Genomic DNA, 18446 nt, shown 5'->3' with positions numbered 1-18446 from the left:
CTGATATGTCATTATTGCCTGTTGTCCTGGCGGGTGGTGTTGGGTCGAGACTATGGCCATTATCGCGTCAATTGCATCCCAAACAATTCCTGTCACTGGATGGTGGGCCTACCATGCTGCAAAAGACGCTAGGGCGTCTGGACGGGCTTGAAACACAATCATCCATCGTCATATGCAATGAGGAACACCGTTTTCTGGTAGCAGAACAGTTACGCCAGATAGGGTCGGATAATCGTCTTATATTGCTGGAACCGGTCGGGCGCAATACGGCGCCCGCGATTGCATTGGCGGCCATTGCCGCGACACAAGACGGCGATGACCCTTTACTGCTTGTGTTGGCGGCTGACCATCAGGTTCAGGATATTGTGCCGTTCCATGACAGTATCAAGAAGGCGCAGGCTCTCGCAGAGCTTGATTATTTGGTCACCTTCGGTGTGGTACCCACCTTCCCAGAAACTGGTTACGGTTATATTCAGCAGGGGACATCACTGGGGCAGGGCTTTGGTGTCAGGCGTTTTGTCGAAAAGCCTGATGCGGCGACGGCGACTGCTTACCTGGAAAGTGGTGAATATCTATGGAATAGCGGCATGTTCCTGTTTCGAGCGAGCTGCTACCTGCAAGAGCTGGAGCGCTTCCACCCCGATATGCTGCATGCTTGCCATCAGGCAATGGCTCAGCTAGAGAATGACCTGGATTTTACGCGCATCGACAACGAGGCTTTCGCCCGATGCGAGGACATCTCGGTCGATTATGCCGTGATGGAGAAAACACAGCATGCCGCCGTCGTGCCCTTGGCGGCGCGCTGGAGCGATCTGTGAGCCTGGGCTTCCATATGGGAGTTAAGCGATAAGTGTGAGGCGGGTAACAGCTATCATGGTGATGTTATCCAGGAAGATACTCGCAATACCATGCTGCGTTCCGAGAGTCGCCTGGTGGCTGCGATAGGCTTGGAAGACCTGGTCATTATCGAAACCAAGGATGCGGTATTAGTCGCTGATCGGCATAAGACGCAAGACGTTAAAAAAATCGTCGAGCGACTCAAGGCTGAAGGTCGCGACGAGTTCAACAATCATCGCGTTGTCTATCGTCCCTGGGGGCGCTACGAATCGGTTGATAGGGGCCAGCGTTATCAGGTCAAGCGTATTACGGTGAATCCGGGTGCCAAGCTCTCGGTACAGATGCATCATCACCGGGCAGAGCACTGGATAGTGGTATCCGGCACGGCGGAAGTGACTAACGGAGAGGCGACCTACCTTGTGTGTGAAAACGAGTCGACCTATATCCCCATCGGCCAGATTCACGCGCTGAAAAACCCCGGCACGCTGCCTCTCGAATTGATCGAGGTTCAGTCCGGCAGCTACTTGGGTGAAGACGATATTATTCGCTTCGAGGATCAATACGGCCGCGTTTGATCAACTCGTAGCGCGATATCCTTGCAGAATAGAGGAGATCGATAGACTGGAATCAAACTTGTGAATGGACCTCTCAAGCCTCTCCAGATTGGCGCTCTGCCACTTCCCCGGTTGGCGCAACCGACAGCGGTCCAGGTCAATCAGCCATGGCGTGCCGCTGGCATCGACCAGAATATTGCGGGCGTTCAGATCGACATGATCAAGCTTGGCACGGTGAAAGCGTCGAATCATGGCACCTACGCGTTGCAAGAGCGCTTCATCTGCCAGGTGGCTGACGATCAACTCGGCGAGCGCTTTTGCGCCGGTGATGCGTTGCGTGATCAAGGCGGCTTCGTAGCTGAGTCCATGGCGAACCACGCAGGTGGCGATAGGGCGTGGAACAGGTAAACCCTGCTCGAATAAATTGGCCGTGAGGCGCATTTCCTGAAAGCCGCGGGTGCGCTCAGCACCTAGCCAGAAATAGCGTTTTTGGCTTAGTTTGGCGACTAGACCGCCTCGCCGGTAAGGGCGTAAAACCCATTGCTCTTCAGGGGAGGCCTGTAAAAAAAGGCTGCTGCCCCGACCAGGGGCTTCGCCGACCACTAAATCGCGGGATCGCCAGTACTCAGCGCTGAACAGGGCGGGATCGGGTTGGTGTGACGTGGCAGCGTCACATAAACTGTCTGCATCATGTAAAATCAGATTATTTCCTTGCCGGAGTGCCGCTAAGCGCATGAAGCCCTCTCTGCCTGCTCAACCTAACCATATTGCGATTCTGCGCCTCTCGGCGTTAGGAGACGTCTGCAACCTTGTGCCCACCGTGCGAGCGTTGCAGCGCCAATGGCCACAAGCGCGCATTACCTGGATCATCGGCAAGGGTGAATACAGTTTACTGGCCGGCTTGTCCGGGGTCGAGTTTGTTGTGTACGACAAAGCGACGGGGCTCAAGGGGATGCGCGCCCTATGGCGCGAGCTGGCGGATACGCGTTTCGATGTGCTTTTGCATATGCAGCAAGCCATTCGGGCGAGTATTTTATCGCTTGGTCTGAAGGCCAATGTGCGTGTGGGCTACGACAAGGCGCGGGCCAAAGATGCCCAGCACCGATTTACCCAACTGCATATTGCGCCCAGGACCAATCCTCATGTACTGGAATCTTTCATGGACTTCGCGCGTTTGATGGGTGTCGAAGAGGGGCCCCTGGAATGGAATTTGGCGGTACCTCCTGCCGCTTATGATGAAGCGCGTTTGATCAGCGGTGAAGCCCCTTATCTGGTGATTAATCCATGCAGTAACGTGCGGCTGCGTAATTTCCGTAACTGGTCGGTGGAAGGGTATGCAAGCGTCATTGAATATGCGTGGGTACAGCACGGACTGAAAAGCGTGTTGACTGGAGGAGGCAGCTCCCTCGAGCGGGAGATCGGGGAGCAAATTGAAATGCTCTGCCAGCCAGGCAGCGTGATCAATGCCATTGGTCAGACCTCGTTAAAAGGTCTTTTAGCGTTGGTTGATGGCGCGCGTGCGGTGGTTTCGCCGGATACCGGTCCTGCGCATATGTCTAACGCCATGGGGACCCCGACACTAGGACTTTACGCGACGACCAACCCGCAGCGCGCGGCGCCCTATCTATGGCGAGATTTCGCCGTTAATGCCTACCCGGAGGCGCTGTATACCTACCAGCAAAAATTGGTGGAAGAGGTAAGCTGGGGACAGCGCGTTCGCCATGCCGACGCCATGGGACTCATCAAAACCGATGACGTGATTGCCAAGTTCGAGGCACTGCTGACACATACGGCTGCGCGCCCAACAACAGGAACCACCGATGAAAGTTGATTTAAACGCCCTGGAGCATGCCCGCGTTCTTGTGGTGGGTGATGTGATGCTAGACCGCTATTGGCACGGTGGCACATCGCGCATATCGCCGGAAGCGCCTGTGCCGGTGGTGCGCGTCGAGGATGCGGATGATCGTCCCGGCGGAGCGGCGAACGTCGCGTTGAATATTGCGGCGTTAGGGGCACGGGTTGGCCTGGCAGGATTGGTGGGCGCAGATGAAAATGCCGAGTTGCTTTCGCATCAATTGTCGGCTTCGAATGTAAGTACTCACTTTCAGTATAGCGGAGAGATACCCACGATTACCAAGCTTCGGGTCATGAGTCGCAACCAACAGTTGCTGCGCCTGGACTTCGAGGAGCGCCTGGACGGTGTCGATACCACGGATTTGCTGGCCCAGGTGGAGCAGGCGCTGCCTGATTGCGACGTGATGATTCTGTCCGACTACGGTAAGGGCACCTTGAACCAGGTGGAGAAGCTGATCGCCCTGGCGCGAGCCCAAGGTAAGCCGGTGCTGGTCGATCCCAAGGGTAGCGATTTCAGTAAGTACCGCGGCGCCAGCCTGATAACGCCGAATTTGACGGAGTTCGAGACAATAGTCGGCCATTGTAGCAGTGATGCAGAGCTCTCAAAGCGTGGTGAAGCATTGCGCCTTGAGCTGGCGTTGGACGCGCTATTGATCACGCGCAGCGAAAAAGGCATGACGTTGATTTACGAGGGGCATGAACCGTTGCATTTACCGACCCGTGCTCAGGAAGTCTTTGATGTGACGGGCGCCGGCGATACCGTGATTGGCCTGATGGGGTTGGCAATGGCGGCAAACCATGAGTTGCCCGAGGCCATGATGCTGGCCAATCTGGGGGCAGGGTTGGTAGTGGCCAAGCCGGGTACTGCTACGTTGTCGATCGCCGAGCTTTATACCGCCCTGCACGGCGATAAGCTTGCTGAATTCGGGGTGATTGAGCCAACCCAACTGGTAGAGGCCGTACAAGCTGCCCAGACCCGGGGCGAGCGAGTGGTCATGACCAACGGCTGCTTCGATATTTTGCACGCGGGCCACGTGGCCTATCTTGAACAGGCAAAACGGTTGGGGGATCGGTTGATTGTGGCAGTCAATGACGATGTCTCCATCGGCCGCCTAAAAGGCCCGACGCGGCCTATCAATCCACTCCATCGCCGTATGCAGGTACTGGCAGGGTTGGGGGCGGTGGATTGGGTCGTCCCCTTCAGCCATGACACCCCACAAGCGCTCATCGAAGCCGTACTGCCGGATATTCTTGTCAAAGGCGGCGACTATCGGCCAGAGGATATTGTCGGTGGAAAAGCGGTGATTGCCAATGGCGGTGAGGTGAAAGTACTGGGCTTTGAAGATGGTGTCTCAACCACAGCGATGATCAGCTCGATCCTGGATCGCGAGCGCTAATGGCGGCACCCAACTGGCCTCGGCTTGCTTACTCAGCGGCACTGTATGCCCTTTCGCCATTGATCATGTGGCGTATCTGGCGAGAGCAAGTACCTACTTACTCCCGTTTGCAGCGCCTTGGTATGTGTCTTGATCCACTGCCTTCAGCGCCGCGCCTCTGGTTGCACTGCGCCTCGGTGGGCGAGGTGCGTGCTGCCCGCCCGCTGATAGAGGGCTTGCTGGAGCGCTATCCCCGGCACAGCCTGCTGATCACTACCATGACCGCCACGGGCGCTCAGCAGGCCCAGGCGCTCATCCATGAACAACCTGAAAGCGAACAGAAGCGGCTTGTTCACCGCTTCCTGCCGCTCGACTATCCAGGCGCGGCCAGGCGTTTTGTCGATCGGGTAAAACCCGCGATGGCGCTGCTGTTTGAAACCGAACTCTGGCCCAACCTGCTACACGCCTGCCGTTGTCAGACAGTGCCTGTGGCCGTGGTCAATGGTCGGCTATCGTCTGGCGCCTACCAGCGTTATCGGCGCTGGCGACCCTTGATGACTGACGCCCTGGCTAACGTTAGCTGGCTGGCTGCCAAGTCACCGGAAGATGCCGAGCGCTTTAACGCGCTGGGTTGCCGCGCTGAGGTAACCAGCGTGGTGGGGTCGCTGAAATTTGAAATCCCCCCTCAGGATGAGGTTCTCGAGGAGGGTGAGTACTTACATCGTCAGTGGGGTGGACGCCCGGTATGGGTAGCGGGCTCCACCCGTGATGGTGAAGAAACACTATTACTCGAGGCGCATGCTCAGTTGCGTAAGCGCCATCCAAACGCGCTTTTAGTTCTGGTGCCCCGCCATCCCCAGCGGTTTGATGAGGTTGCCTACCTGTGCCGCGATGAGGGCTGGTTGCTCAGCCGTCGCAGCGAACAGCAAGTCGTAACGGAGCAGACCCAGGTCTACCTGGCGGATACGCTGGGGGAATTGGCGCTGCTCTATGCGGCGGGCAGTGTGGCTTACGTGGGAGGCAGTTTGGTCCCCCTGGGCGGCCAAAACGTGCTGGAGCCCGCTGCCCTGGGCAGGCCTGTGTTGAGCGGGCCCTCAATCGAAAACTTTACTGACGTGGCCGAGCCACTGTTAGCCGCCGGCGCCCTCGTTCTAGTGGATAGCCCCGATGCCCTCGCCGAGATGCTGATGAGTTATTTTGACCATCCCTGTGATGCGCAACAAAAAGGCCAGGCTGGCCTGGCGGTAATCAATGCCCAGCAGGGCGCCCTCAAGCGAACCCTGCACGGGCTTGGTAAGCTCGTACCCCAGTCGCTAGCGGTCTCTCCAGATTAACCCTTGCTGGGTTGCAGCATAAACGTTTGGTAAGTCAAATGTTCAAACTCATGGTCCAGTACGGCCAAGCCAACTAAAGATGTAAAAAGAAGCGATAGTGCGTATCCATAACCGTAGAACACTGGGCCGAGAAGTTGACTGAGTAGCGTGAATACAAGGTTGCTTAACAAAAATAGCAGGCAAAGCCAAAGTGCCGGTTTGAGACGGTCAAGATAAAATAGCACGTTCAGGATGGCCATCAGCAGTACTTGGATTCCCACGGCCACAATATCGATATTGAAAAGCGGCAAGTACCAGTGGGAAAACCCCAGCCAGGTAAATAATAGTGGGCCGCTGAGTAGCAGTCCGGCCACCGTGATGCCCTGTACTTTAAAAATATCGTAGATACCGTGGCGAACGCTGGCGACCATTTCACCGCGCAGTGTCTCAATATGTCCCAGTGTGTCTCCACCTCTTATGGCGTCGTAATAGGCATGGCATCGCTCGGCAAAGTCGGTTTCCATGCGCATGATGAATACCGCCATTCCCGGCACAATGGAAAGATAGGCCAAAAAGATAGGCAGGTCGTAAATCGGCGAGGCGCGCAGCGGGCCAATAATGGGCTCGGATGTGGCCGGGTTGAACCAGAACACCAGCTTGTCTGCCCAAATACCGGCCTGATAGAACAGCCCAATGGCGATCAACGAACGCTGGCACTGCCCGGCACGGTGCAACTCGAAGGCCCACAGTCGATCACTTGGGTAATGTCGAATTACCATGGCCAGTAGCATGAAAAGCAGCAGGCTCTGGCCAATCACAAAGCCACCCAGCAGGCCCTCAAGCCCATAATCGTTGAGCAGCATGCCGCCAACAAACGTGGCCCCATAGCCAACGGCAAACGCCAGTAGTACCTGACGGTAGGCTTTTATTCCTGCGACAAACACGGTGACGCACCAGATCATGCAAAGCACCACAAAGCTGACCAGCATTTCCAGTTGATAGAGCCAGGGTGTCTGTCCGAAAGTCCACCACAGCAGGGCGCTACCAACGGAGGCGGCTACCAGCATGACCAACGTCAGCAGCCCCATCACGTTGGGCAGGATCGTGGCATCGCGCTTTTCAAACAGCCGGTCGGCAACAAAGCGGGTAAACAGCAACTGTACCAGTGATGTCAGCAGTAGCGACCCGGCGACAAGCCAGGTGACAGACACCAGAAACGCTGTCACATGGGGGGTGTTGGCGGGGCTAGCTGCTGCTGACAAGATGCCCAGTGCCATGACCGCCAGAATGGACAGCACCCAGGGGCCGGAACTGATCAATCCCGCGTAGCCATAGGCACGCAGCAGGCTGAAATAGCTATCCTGGCGTAGCAACCGCCGCAGTTCAAAACCAATGCCGGCCATCTATATGATCTCCCAGCGCCAAGGGGTTAACGTGCAGTTAATGTTGATAGTGGGCTGCCCGCGGGTGCCGATGAATCGCTGGCGGCTAAAGAGGGTTGCATGACATCTTTATACAGCTGCTGGTAACGCTCCATCATTAAAATATCGGTGTACTGGGCCTCAACGCGGGCAATACCTGTGGCGCGTGCACTGTGCCATACCGCCGGATTAGCAAGCAGATAATGCATGGCACTGGCCGTCGCCATGGGGTTGGCGATCGGTACGATTTCTCCTGCCGCTTGGTGAATATCCTGATGGCCCATGACCAGTTCGCGGCAGGCACCGACATCGCTGCACACCACGGGTACGCCCGCAGCCATGGCTTCGAGCACCACCAATGGCTGTGCTTCGCTAATTGAGGTCAACACTACCAGGCGCACTTGGGCAAGTATGTCTTCGGTGCGTTGGAAACCCAGAAACCGCACGTTCTTTTCCACGCCCAGCTGTGCCACCAGGTCGCGGCATTCTTGGGCATAAGTCGGATCCTCGCTGTCCGGCCCGACAATCCAGCCTTCGGCGTCAGGCAATTGACTGATCAACTGGCGCATAGCGCGGATAAACGTCTTGATATCCTTGATCGGCGTGACGCGACCCAGCAAAGCGACAATGGGCGCTTGGTTGCACGCGGTGGCATCGCGCAACGGGGCAAAGCGCTCAATGTTAATGCCATTGGGGATCAGCCGGGTACGTGCCTCAGTCGCCCCATCCTGCAGTTGACGCAAGCGGTTGCCTTCATGGAGCGTGGTGATTTGCGCGGCACTGGCGTAGGTCATTCGGCCAAGCCCCTGGAAGAAACGGATCCACATCTGGCGAATATAGCCGGTATCGATCTGAAACCCGTGGGACAGCGCATCCCGGGATGTTTTAATCCACTTGGCTTCGAGCAGGTCTATTTGACGCTCTTTGGTATAGATACCGTGCTCGGTGATCACCAATGGCCGCTGATGGATATGGTGTGCCAGCGCGCCTAAGAATCCTGCATAGCCGGTAGAGATGGCGTGTAGACAGTGGCTTTTTGGTAAGGCGTTGGCAATGCGCGCCAACATGAAGAGCGGCGCGTGAATATTGCGCACTGACCAAAAGTAATCGATAAATGAGGGCTCTGTCACATGCTCGAGGTAGTGATCGACAATGTATTGCCATGCTTCCTGGCTGTGAAGAAAATCCTCCTGACTTAAGCCACCCCGCTGGCCAATCATCCGGGCAACGTCGCATAGTGCCCGCTGTTGGTCACTCGCCATTGGTTGACGCAACGTGTCGTGAAGTTCACGGACCTTGACAAAGGTGCTGGCTCGACCTCTGCTAGCTTTGATGGTGCGACGCGGGGACAAGTCTTCCATTAAGTAATGGCATTCTAGATGCACCACATTGGCGGGACGTTCAAACAAAATGCCGTGGTAATGGTCGCGGCTCCCGCCCAGGAAAACCAGCGCGAAACGAAGGTGTGGCAGACCACGAATCAACTGGTCTACCCAGGCACTTACCCCTCCCCGTACCATGGGATAGGTACCTTCCAGCAGCAAAGTAACATCCGCCGGGTCGTCATGTTGACTCAGTGTCGGCCAGTTCATCGCCAGTACTCCATTAGAGGGTGCAACACAGGGTGCTGCTGGGCCGTAGGGCTCAGTCGTGACAAATGATCGCGTAGCATATGGTAGTTGCGGGTTTGAAAGGCCTGTTCGGCGCGATAAGGCGCGAGGTCATCGTCGTGCATGTCGAGCATTTCACATTGGCGAAAGGCCTGTTCGGCGCTTTGCTGATCCTTCAAGGCCAGGTATATACGGCCGCGTAAGAGCTGTCGATGAGCGTGATTGGCTTGGCCGATGGCCTGATTGATGTAGTCAAGAGCTTGGGATAAGTAGAATCGCGTCGTGCTGCCTTGGGCGAGGGTAAGGTAATCATATTCCCAGTGGAGGGTCGCCAATGCTTCGGCGAAATGCCCATGCGGGTCACCATCGCGCTCGCGGTGCTGAACGAGTCGTTGGATACGTTCGTCGACATCGCGCTCAATGCCACTGAGCATGGAATAGGCCAGCAGCCTTACGTCATCGGTCGGGTCAGCCAGGCCTAGACGAAGCAGATTGATCGCCTGGCGCCGTGGTAGATGGCGGCAGGCCAGAATGGCTTCCTGGCGCAGCACTGGGCTATCGGAATAGCTCAATATACTGGCTAAGCCTTCCCGCATGGCAGTGGTCTCAGGGCTGGGCGGGGAGAGCGGCTGGTAAGGGAGAGGCGGTAAATTCAGTGCCTGCCAAGACACGTCACGTTTTGGGGTAGCCCCATAAAGTGCGGGAACCACGGCCATCAATAAACCCAGTAAGCCGATACCCGGCAACAGGAAGAGTAATAAAAACAGCAGTAGAAGATTACCCATCAAGGGCTGCTGGTAGCCTGAAGGCAATAGTTGTCGAATACCTTCCGCCATCAGTAGCGCGCCAGCGCCATGTAGCAACATGATGGGTAAAGAAGGCACACTTGCCGTCGCGAACCACATGTGAGCACCCCAGGCTTCAGCACCAAAGCCCGCGGCCAGCCAGAGCATGCCGATTGATAAACGTCTTGCAGGACTAGGCGTGAGCATGGCTTGCCTCGGGGCGAATCTTGGTCGAGAGCAGCTTCCTGGCCGAACGCCGACCGTCAATGACCTGGTAGCTGACATCAATGTATTGGCAGGCCTCGCCGATACCCGGCTGCGCGGCCATGGTTTCTTTTAACCGCTCGGCATACATCGCAAAGGCCGTTTGTTTTGTTAACGGCAGCAGTACATAGAGTCGCTGCGAACCGTCGTCTTTTGGAGTGACCCAGCTACGGTCGAGGCCGCGTTGCGCACTGACGATGCTATCCTTGGCGGAGGTTATCTGGATGTCGCTGAGCCGGGTTGAGAAATCAATGGTGATGAGCAGCGAGGTCAGTTGATGATCGCTGGCGTGTCGAACCCACTGGGCGACGATGGCGCGATGGTCAGTGCTTTCTCCCTGCAGTGTGTGTTGGGTCTGTTGCAACAGATCACCCAACTGAGCCCCCAGCACGGCCAGCAGGTGTAAGTGGCCACGATGAAAATCGATGAAAGGCATAGCGGTAATAGCTACAACAGCGTAGATGCGTTGCTCGACATCAATGAGAGGCACGACGGCAAGCAGTGGCGCGTTATCAATGTTAATTCCTTGATCCATTGCGCTTTTAAGGCAGATCATGCGGCGTTGTTCAAGGCAGGCCAAGAGCATCGGGTCGCTCCACGTAAGCGCAATATCGCCGCCATACCATGTGACAGACTGTGGCTGTAATCGCTGTTGGCGATCGACGGGTATCAACGCTGCCTTTTGGACCCTGGCATGCAGGGCCAGGAAATTCAGCAGTTCGTTGCCGTGTTGCCTGAGCACATCGACGCCAGGCGCAAGTGCTTGGTACTTGGCTTCAAGGGCTTTCAGGGCATCACGCAGCGTGAACGGGTTGGCCGCCAAGCGCTCGGCCAGTTGATCATGGGAAACGCGCAATAGCTGATAGTGGCGGATAAACTCCTCTAACCGCGTCGACTGCGCACGGTGGACAACCGTCATCTGATGTAAACGCCGCCGCCAGTTATCGGCCATTTCACCTGCCACCATGCCTACCAATATCAGCGCGATGGCCACTGGCAGGCGTTGTGACGAGTCGTTTAGCAGGTCACCGTGGTACCACCATCCCTCAAGCCCCATCAATACGACGCTGACCAAGCCACTACTGAAACCCAGAGCAAAGCCATAGCGCATGCCCACCAGCAGGGGGGCGATAGCCAATAGCCAGGTTAAGCCACTGCCCAGTAGCAAGGGGTCATCTGGGTTGATGAGCCAGCCGATAACCGGAAACCCGAGAGTGATGACGGCGGTTTCTAGAAGCCTTAACCCGCGGGAGGGCAGTGCAGGCTGACGTTCATCGGTCGATAGGATCATTGTGGCCTCACTGCTGTACGGGCAAGGTGTCGACGAGATCCGCCATCAGTTTCTGTGCCACGCCGCTGGTGGTGCTGAAGCCCCAGCCAGACCGTGCGCCGCTGGCGCTCCATAAAATATCCCCTGTGTTGACATCCACTACGCGCAAACTGATGCCAATAGCGGGTTCGCCATCCAGACCGGTTTTGTAATGCCACTCATCCACCGACCCCGTCACCCCATAGCGCGCCCCTTGCTGCTGCGCCCAACTGAGAGCCGCTTGATAGTCCTGCTCACTGGGCAGCGCCAATAAATTTTGCTGGGGCGGGCGAGGCGCCTGGGTCAGGGAACTGATGCCTTGCTGATGCAAAAGCGTCGTAAGGCTGGCTTCCGCCTTCTGCCCTGCCAGCGGTGTTTCCGAATGGTTGGCAATTGGCAGTAATGCCCATTGCGCCTGGCGGCTTAGCGGTTCTGAGCGGTGAACATCCGTGACCGCGCAGCCACTGAGTAATATCACGCCAACAAGAAGTGCCAGCTGTGCCAACGGCCTCAAATGATGAATACGCATCGCTGTATCTCCAGGGCGCTAGCTCGGCGCCTCAAGCAGTGGTGGGGTAACGGCGTTGCCGTTGGGTCGCCCGTGGCATGTTCAGTGCCCCAGGAAGTATTGATAAGTGAGTGAAACGCCCAGGTTAGTGTCGCCATCATTCCCCGTTCCCTGGTCAGCCTCCAGGCTCAGGCTGAGTGCGTCATTACCGAAAAGTCGGCTACCCAAGGCAAAACGGGCGTTAAGGCCGATATCTTTTTCGGGTAGCTGGTAGCCCGCTTCCAACGCTACCTCGAAACTCGGTGAGGCCAGCAAAGGGGAAGTGCTGGCGGGTTCCCCGCGTCGCAGCGCGACGCCGACCCCTACAAAACTCGATTGTTCGGTGAGCAAGTCATCAGCTTGAAAATTGGCTGGTAGTCGCTGGCGGATATCGTCAGGCAACTGGCCGATGGAATAGTCGGCATGATTGGCCAACAAACTGAGATCCAACTGGCGGGTAGCCCCTTTCAGCAGCGCATGGCGTAGCTCGGCATCTACCCGATAGCCATCGCCCAATGTCTGCCGTGTTTCGCGGCTGCGCAGATTCACGTGACGAGCGTCCAGGGTCAGAGTGTCCCGGGCGGTAGGGGTCCATTCCATGCGAATGCCAATCTGGTCTTCGACGGCTAGCAGTCGCATCGAGTCGCTAATATCGGACACATGGCTTATTTCGCCATACAGCGTGCCTGCCAGGCGTGAGGTGGCCTGCCAGCGTTGAGACACGCCACCGTAAAGCCGGTTATTACGGTCAGTGTTTAGCTGGCCCAGCGATAACTCGGTATCAAGGCGCGTACCGTTCCGGCCCACGGTTAATTCGACGGCTTGTTCATCGCGGAGGTCTTGGCTATCGACAGCGTCGTCGTGGTTATCTAGCTGACGACGAACCAGATCAAGCTGGCCCCAGAAACGCTCTCCACTTAGCTGATATGACACGTCCTGTGAGTCGATATCCAAGTCGCCCAAGCGCCGATATTTAGCCGAAGTGGCCAGCCGGTGAGGCATGTCGGCGGCTAGCTCGACGACATCACGCCGTCGGTCCACGCCCTTCGCGGTAAGCCGTTCGGCGAGCGCCCAGGCGTCTTGTCGACGGTCAAGCTGGCGCATAATGGCTAAGCGATCGGTGGCAGAAAGCGCGCGACCCGCATCGCTATCCAATAACCCTTCTAGTGTATCGCGATCGTTTTTTTCTAAGGCCACAGCCAACGTTTGCCAGGCGGGACTGACATACCCCTGTGACTGGGCGCGGAGCAGCAAATAGCGGGCGTGAACGGGCTGTCGCATGGCCATGTGTGCATCGAACAGCCACTCGCTGTCGCTGGGTTGGGGGGGCGTATCGGCAAAGGCGTCTGTCACGAGCTGGTGGTACCAGCTGCGCACGCTCTCAGGGCCATGTCGGTTGGCCACTATTGCCATTGCCTGAGTATGGTCGCGGCGCTGCGCCTCGCTCAGAGGAGACGCTAGCGGTGAGGTAAAGGTTGGCGACAGCTCGTCGAAGGCGGCCAAGCGCATGTTAAATGCCAGCGCTACTTCACCGCGCTGACTGAGGGCATCGGCGTAGTAAAGCTGCTGCCAGGCATCCAATACACCTGCGTCGCTTGCCAAGGCGTACCAGACAAGTGCTTGATCGAGGTTGCCTGAAAAACGTTCCGCGTCGGCCATGGCGCTCATCATGGAAGGCGTCTGAACGGCCTGCTCCTGCCACTCTGTGATGCGCTCGCGTATTGCTTCATCATCCCCTGAGGCGATCAACGCGTATAGCATGCCTGCGCGAAGACCAGGGTCCTGGGGTGAGTGCTCCAGGGCGCGTTGGTAAGCGTTGATCGCTTCGTCAGGTTCTCGCCGGAGCAGCGCTTGCTGTGCCGACGCAGCCCAATAATCCGACGAATTAGCGAATCTTTCAGGGGTTTGTTCTGCCATCGCTAATAGCGACTGGGTCAATGCTGTCTGGCGTTCTCGCTGGGCCAGATAGAGCATTTGAATCAGGGCATCGCCGTCACATGCCTGGGCCCAGCGGTACTCGGTCACCCGCATGGCAAGGTCGAGGTTGTCATTATCAGCAGCGGTTTGTATGAGCCGGGAGGCGCCTTCTGCGTCCAGGTTATCCTGTTCAAATAACCTGCGATAGGCCGTCATGCTGGCCTGGCTATCGCCTAGCTGCCAGGCTAGCTCGGCGCGTTGCTTGTCATTGCTGGCGCCCATGCTGATGCCATCCGTGGGCGAGCCTAATAGTTGCAAGGCACGATCCAACTGCCAGTTTTCGCTCATCAACTGGTTTTGGGCCTGGATGAACTCAGGCTGTGACCCGTAGCGGACATTGAGTGCCGCCCAACTGTCAGCCGCTTCATCCAGGCGTCCGGTTTGCCCAAGCCAGGTGGCCAGGCGAATACCTAGCGCTTGGTCGTGAATGCCGGATGCCTGCCAGGCTTGGATCTGCTCAATCGCGGCGTCGGGCTCGCCCAATTGTTCAAGCAAATCGGCCCATAAACGACGGTCTTCCAGCGTCAGTTGGCCTTGGCCATCAAGGCGGTTCAAGGCGCGTATGACAGAAGGTCGGTCGCGGACACTCAGTGCCAGCGAAATGACCCAGCGATTATGGCTTTCCTCGCCGGTTTGACGGGCGAGTTGATCAGCGTTTTGCAGTGCGCCCGCGGCATCGCCGGACCACTGCTGAGTTTGGGTCAGTTGCTCCAGGTAAGCGGTGTTGTCTGGGTCTTGGCGGCGTAGCTGGTCGAGCGCCCCCAGCGCGCTGGCTAATTCGTTAAGGCCCAGGGCGATGTTGACGTGGCGTTCTAGGTTCGCGATGTCCGGTTGCTGGTCGATGAGTCGCTGTGACCAGCCAAGCGCCTGCTGAGGCTGGCCGTGGGCCAGTGCGAGGCGAATACCCAGGTCGAGCAGCTCGCGGTCATTGGGAAACGCGGCCAGGTATTCGCGGGCGTATTCGACACCATCGTCCTGCTGGCTCTGTTGGGCGGAGCGTAGCGCTTCCAGAGCTGCAGATCGGCGCGGCGATTCGGCGCTATCATCGCCTTGTTGGGCGTGCGCTGAGGCAATCAGCCAGGAAAGCCAGCCCAGTGTCACCCTGGGCATTTCCGCGACTCGGTAAGCGCGATGCCAGGCGGCGGCCGAGCGCTCCGGGTGACCGGCGCGAAGCCACCAGTAGCCGGCCAGTGATAACCAATGATATTGGCTGTCGACCTGCTGCTCAGCAAGACGCTCATAAAGTGTAGCGGCCTGTGAAGGGGTCTCCGTGGCCAGCCAGTAGTCCGCCATGCGTTCTAAATACGCCGCAGGCAGATGGGCGTTGGTCTGGAAAGCCTGCAGGATGGCTTGAAACTGCTGCACGGCTTGCTGACGGTCTGGTTGCTCCACTTTGATCGCCGCGAGCAATTGCCACTCGATGGACAGGCGCAGCCATTGAATCGTCTTGTCTTCATTGTCATGCAGAGGCATCAGGATAGTGCGAGCCAACGGCGCGTCGCCCACCTGGAGCAGTTTGCTTGCAAGATTGACGCGTAGCTCGACGTTATCCGGGTTGGCGTTTAACAGTGCCTGGGAGTACAGCAGTGAAATACGGCTCGGCATGCTGTCGCTGCTTTCGAGGGTCAGCAGATGGTGGGCAGGAAACAGCAATACCAACATCAAGGCGATGACCAATGCCACCAGGCGCAGGGTCAACGGTCGGATCAGGCGCCTTTGACGCAACACAGTACCGGCTTTGGGATTAACGCGTTGCACAGCGCACCTCGATACGCTCAGCATCAGCGCGGTCAAAGGCTAGTAGAGTGGCGTTATCACGTTGTTCAATACGCGCCCCAGGGGCAGAGACTTGACAGTTATGGGTGTTGGCTAGCGCTACCTTTAATGGTACCTGTTCGGCGGCAAGGCCTAAGCTTAGCTGCCCGGACGACCCTGTCTGCCACTCGGTGATGCGCCCGTTGGCATAGCGCAAGTGAGGTACTTGCGGTTGACTAGTCGTCACGTAAAGGGTGGCGTTACGGTCACCTGAGAGCGCGATATAGCGACCCGAATTGATGTCGCGCACGCCCGCAACGCCTCTAGAGCGCTCGAGATCAGGCCAGCCCATGTCCGCGGGTAAACGTAGGGTACGCATGTGGTTAGCCCCTTTGATCTGCCAGCCACTGTCTAACTGCTTGGCGATACCGGTGTGGTACCACTGGGTGGCGACATCACTCCACGCGCTGGTAAAAAGCGGCAACGTCTCTTGTGTGAGTACGTACTCATATACCTGATGGAGCGCACGCAGTGCCCCGGGACTCGCAGCAGAGTAAAAGTGATAGTAAATATCGATAGGCTTTAAACGGCGCGGCTGGTCGGTGAGCTGGTAGGTCTCAATCGCTCGCCGATAGCCCCAAAGTGGGCCAAGCATGTTGTTGGTATATATATTTTCATTAATCTGCGGGGCATAAACCTGAAGGTAGCGGCCCAGCGGGCGCAGCATGGGCGACACATTGGTCATGGTCGGGTTGCTTTGGGTAACGCTGGTGTTGCCGCCGTTAATATTGCGTAGCCCCAACTCGTCGGCAATCGCCAAGGCTTTTTCCGGCGGTAGTGCGTTACCCGTCCATAGCACCACCTTGACCGGCTTATCGGCGGGTGCCAGCTCACGGTTGATATAGTCGGTTGAGCCTTCGATTTCGCGTCGTAGCGAGAAGCGATAGCCGGGAATCGGAAGGTTGTAATTGAAATTGGCAAGAGTTACACCCTGGCCCGCCAAGTCGTTTTCATTGAGGCTTTCCCACTCGAAAGGGTGGCTAAAGGTGTGCGTTGCGACTTCCACCCAAGGGAGACTGAAAATACGCCGGGCTAGCGGTTCTAACGTAGCGCGGTGCTGGGGATAAAGGCCCTCAGGACCTATCTCGCCTTCAATAATCGACACCGTGGTAGGCACCTGATAGCGCCTTAAAATGTCCGACAGCATCAGTTCGCCTGTGAAGGGCGTGCCCGGCATGTCGGCGCGGCTAACAAAAGCATCGCCGTCAATCTGGGTCATCCAGTAGCGGGCGCCATTTTCGGTGGTGGCGTCGGGGATCGGCATGTCCGGGAGTGCTAATGCGCGCTTTAAGAAGGCAAAGGGATCAAGATTCCAGCGTATTTGCGTTTCGCTGGCCTGCTCGAAAATCCACGGGTGGCTTGCAAGACCACCCCAAGGGCCGGTGATGATCGGTGAAAAGCGCCGCTGCTGGTCATCGCTCAGCGTCAGATGTGATGTGTTGGCGCTGTTGAGTATCTGGTAGCTGGTCTGCGGTGCGGGGGACGGGTGTGGAAACCCTTCGAAATCAACCAGGTTGTCATGTTCCAGTGGTGTTAACGAGGAAGCCACAAGACCGCTGACTTCACGCAGCCCCATTAAAGTACCCAACGAGCCCGAGAGCGGTATGCCTGGATCACCGATGATGACTGCACGCAGGCCATTCTCCATTTGATGCTGTAGCCAGGGGGCATAATGTGGGGCATTCGTTAACGACTCGTTAAACCATGTGACCACGCCTGCATAGCGGCCGTGCAGGGTGTCGCTGGGCAGCGGCTCATTGACGTCGCGATACTCGGCGCCGTAGCCAAGGTACTCAAGGGGCATTGCCAGGTAACGATGGGCGTTGGTGTAGGCCAACTCGCCAGCTTCCGTCTTGGCTTTATCAAACAGGATCAGCACTCGCCGAGGCATGGCCTCGATCAGCCCGATACCCATTTGATTGAGTTGTGGAACACTCACCCAGGGAATAAACCCTTCGTCATGAATGCGCTTGGCGGTGTCTCGCGCTAACGCGCGGTTATTGGCGGGCACATAGTCGATCGCAATCGCGGGCAGCTGATAGTCATCCCTAACGCGGGCAAGCTGTGCGTAAAGCCAGGCCTGGTCATCGTCAGGCACTGCCCCGTAGACCTTGGTGCTGGGGTTCCAGCCGCGATAGAGCGACTCTGCGGCCACCCCGGCAACATCACTGTGAACGCGGTCAAGGATTTCAAAGCCCCGGTTGAACACCAGTTGCATATCGGGGAACTGACGTTTGATCTGGGTAACGATCTCCACCAGCGCGTCTTGCTGGCGCTTAGCGGCGTCTCCCTCAGGGGCAAATAGGCGATAACTATCCAAAGTGTCGAGAAACAGGCCACGATAACCCGCATTCCACAATGGTCGAATGTGTTCCTCAATCAACCATCGTTGCCACTCGGGGGCGGTCAGGTCGGCGACCTGGCTATTCCAGGCGTCGTTGCGGGTGACCAGCGCATCTTCGGCAACAAGTGTCTTGGCTTCCCGCCATGCGTCGAGTTCACCAACACTGACGTAGGCAAAGACTTGCCCGCCGTGCTGTCTAAGTTGACGGGATTGGTCATGGTCAATATTGGCCGCCTCGACCACGATCCAGTCGAACTGCGAGAGAAGCTCGGTGGGGGCGTCATTGCCGTAGTAGAACGCAACGCTGGGTTGGCCGGGTGTTGTGGCCGCATACACCAGGGCACTGCTTAGCATGTTGAGTGCTAAGAGTAGTCCACGGAAGAGAGAAGTCGCCACAGCATCACCTTTATATTGGTATTGACCATTCGCATAATGCGCTT

At 57.2% G+C, this 18446-nt stretch carries 13 protein-coding genes; 5 read left to right on the top strand and 8 right to left on the bottom strand.

The window, feature by feature from the left end:
- Positions 1–5: 5 nt before the first annotated feature.
- Together B7L15_RS19985 and B7L15_RS19980 are read left to right on the top strand one after the other, a co-directional pair.
- Positions 6–818: a mannose-1-phosphate guanylyltransferase/mannose-6-phosphate isomerase gene (locus B7L15_RS19985; RefSeq protein ID WP_369596862.1), complete on the top strand. Its 813-nt coding sequence runs from the start codon at positions 6–8 to the stop codon at positions 816–818.
- Between the two features lie 12 nt (positions 819–830).
- Positions 831–1412, top strand: coding sequence for a cupin domain-containing protein (locus B7L15_RS19980; protein ID WP_441316954.1), 582 nt, complete (start codon positions 831–833; stop codon positions 1410–1412).
- Here B7L15_RS19980 and B7L15_RS11710 read toward each other — a convergent pair whose 3' ends face one another.
- Complete coding sequence (locus B7L15_RS11710; protein WP_085919153.1) at positions 1413–2126, bottom strand: 3-deoxy-D-manno-octulosonic acid kinase; 714 nt, start codon at positions 2124–2126, stop codon at positions 1413–1415.
- Between B7L15_RS11710 and B7L15_RS11705 the strand changes: the two genes are divergently transcribed.
- Genes B7L15_RS11705 through waaA form a run of 3 tightly spaced genes read left to right on the top strand, consistent with a single transcriptional unit; the run spans position 2125 to position 5955 of the window.
- Complete coding sequence (locus B7L15_RS11705) at positions 2125–3222, top strand: glycosyltransferase family 9 protein (RefSeq protein WP_085919152.1); 1098 nt, start codon at positions 2125–2127, stop codon at positions 3220–3222. The two genes, B7L15_RS11710 and B7L15_RS11705, sit on opposite strands and share 2 nt — an antisense overlap.
- Complete coding sequence (hldE, locus tag B7L15_RS11700) at positions 3212–4642, top strand: bifunctional D-glycero-beta-D-manno-heptose-7-phosphate kinase/D-glycero-beta-D-manno-heptose 1-phosphate adenylyltransferase HldE (protein ID WP_085919151.1); 1431 nt, start codon at positions 3212–3214, stop codon at positions 4640–4642. The genes B7L15_RS11705 and hldE overlap by 11 nt, the downstream gene beginning before the upstream one ends.
- Positions 4642–5955 (top strand): lipid IV(A) 3-deoxy-D-manno-octulosonic acid transferase, encoded by a 1314-nt coding sequence (waaA, locus tag B7L15_RS11695; RefSeq protein WP_085919150.1) that lies wholly within the window; start codon positions 4642–4644, stop codon positions 5953–5955. The genes hldE and waaA overlap by 1 nt, the downstream gene beginning before the upstream one ends.
- On the opposite strand, the gene pelG is transcribed toward waaA, so the two are convergent.
- The 7 genes from pelG to B7L15_RS11660 all read right to left on the bottom strand — a co-directional run bounded on the left by pelG (position 5952) and on the right by B7L15_RS11660 (position 18402).
- Positions 5952–7337, bottom strand: a complete 1386-nt coding sequence (gene pelG, locus B7L15_RS11690) for an exopolysaccharide Pel transporter PelG (protein WP_085919149.1) — start codon at positions 7335–7337, stop codon at positions 5952–5954. The two genes, waaA and pelG, sit on opposite strands and share 4 nt — an antisense overlap.
- A 26-nt stretch (positions 7338–7363) precedes the next feature.
- Positions 7364–8947, bottom strand: a complete 1584-nt coding sequence (gene pelF, locus B7L15_RS11685; protein ID WP_085919148.1) for a GT4 family glycosyltransferase PelF — start codon at positions 8945–8947, stop codon at positions 7364–7366.
- Entirely contained in the window at positions 8944–9957 is a 1014-nt protein-coding gene (locus B7L15_RS11680; protein ID WP_139839370.1) for a HEAT repeat domain-containing protein, read from the bottom strand. Before B7L15_RS11680 ends, pelF begins: the two co-directional genes overlap by 4 nt.
- Complete coding sequence (locus B7L15_RS11675; RefSeq protein WP_085919146.1) at positions 9944–11305, bottom strand: PelD GGDEF domain-containing protein; 1362 nt, start codon at positions 11303–11305, stop codon at positions 9944–9946. The genes B7L15_RS11680 and B7L15_RS11675 overlap by 14 nt, the downstream gene beginning before the upstream one ends.
- Before the next feature lie 7 nt (positions 11306–11312).
- The gene (locus B7L15_RS11670) at positions 11313–11852 is read right to left on the bottom strand and encodes a hypothetical protein (protein ID WP_085919145.1); all 540 of its coding nucleotides are present in this window, start codon (positions 11850–11852) and stop codon (positions 11313–11315) included.
- 81 nt (positions 11853–11933) lie between these two features.
- Positions 11934–15605, bottom strand: coding sequence for a tetratricopeptide repeat protein (locus B7L15_RS11665; protein WP_176243679.1), 3672 nt, complete (start codon positions 15603–15605; stop codon positions 11934–11936).
- Positions 15592–18402: a bifunctional glycoside hydrolase 114/ polysaccharide deacetylase family protein gene (locus tag B7L15_RS11660; RefSeq protein WP_254902925.1), complete on the bottom strand. Its 2811-nt coding sequence runs from the start codon at positions 18400–18402 to the stop codon at positions 15592–15594. The genes B7L15_RS11665 and B7L15_RS11660 overlap by 14 nt, the downstream gene beginning before the upstream one ends.
- Between the last annotated feature and the right edge of the window lie 44 nt (positions 18403–18446).

Source organism: Halomonas sp. CSM-2 (genome assembly GCF_002119345.1).
In the GTDB taxonomy this organism is placed as follows: Bacteria; Pseudomonadota; Gammaproteobacteria; order Pseudomonadales; family Halomonadaceae; genus Vreelandella; species Vreelandella janggokensis.
The sequence above is the reverse complement of the archived record's forward strand: the minus strand, read 5'-3'. Positions and strand labels throughout refer to the sequence as shown.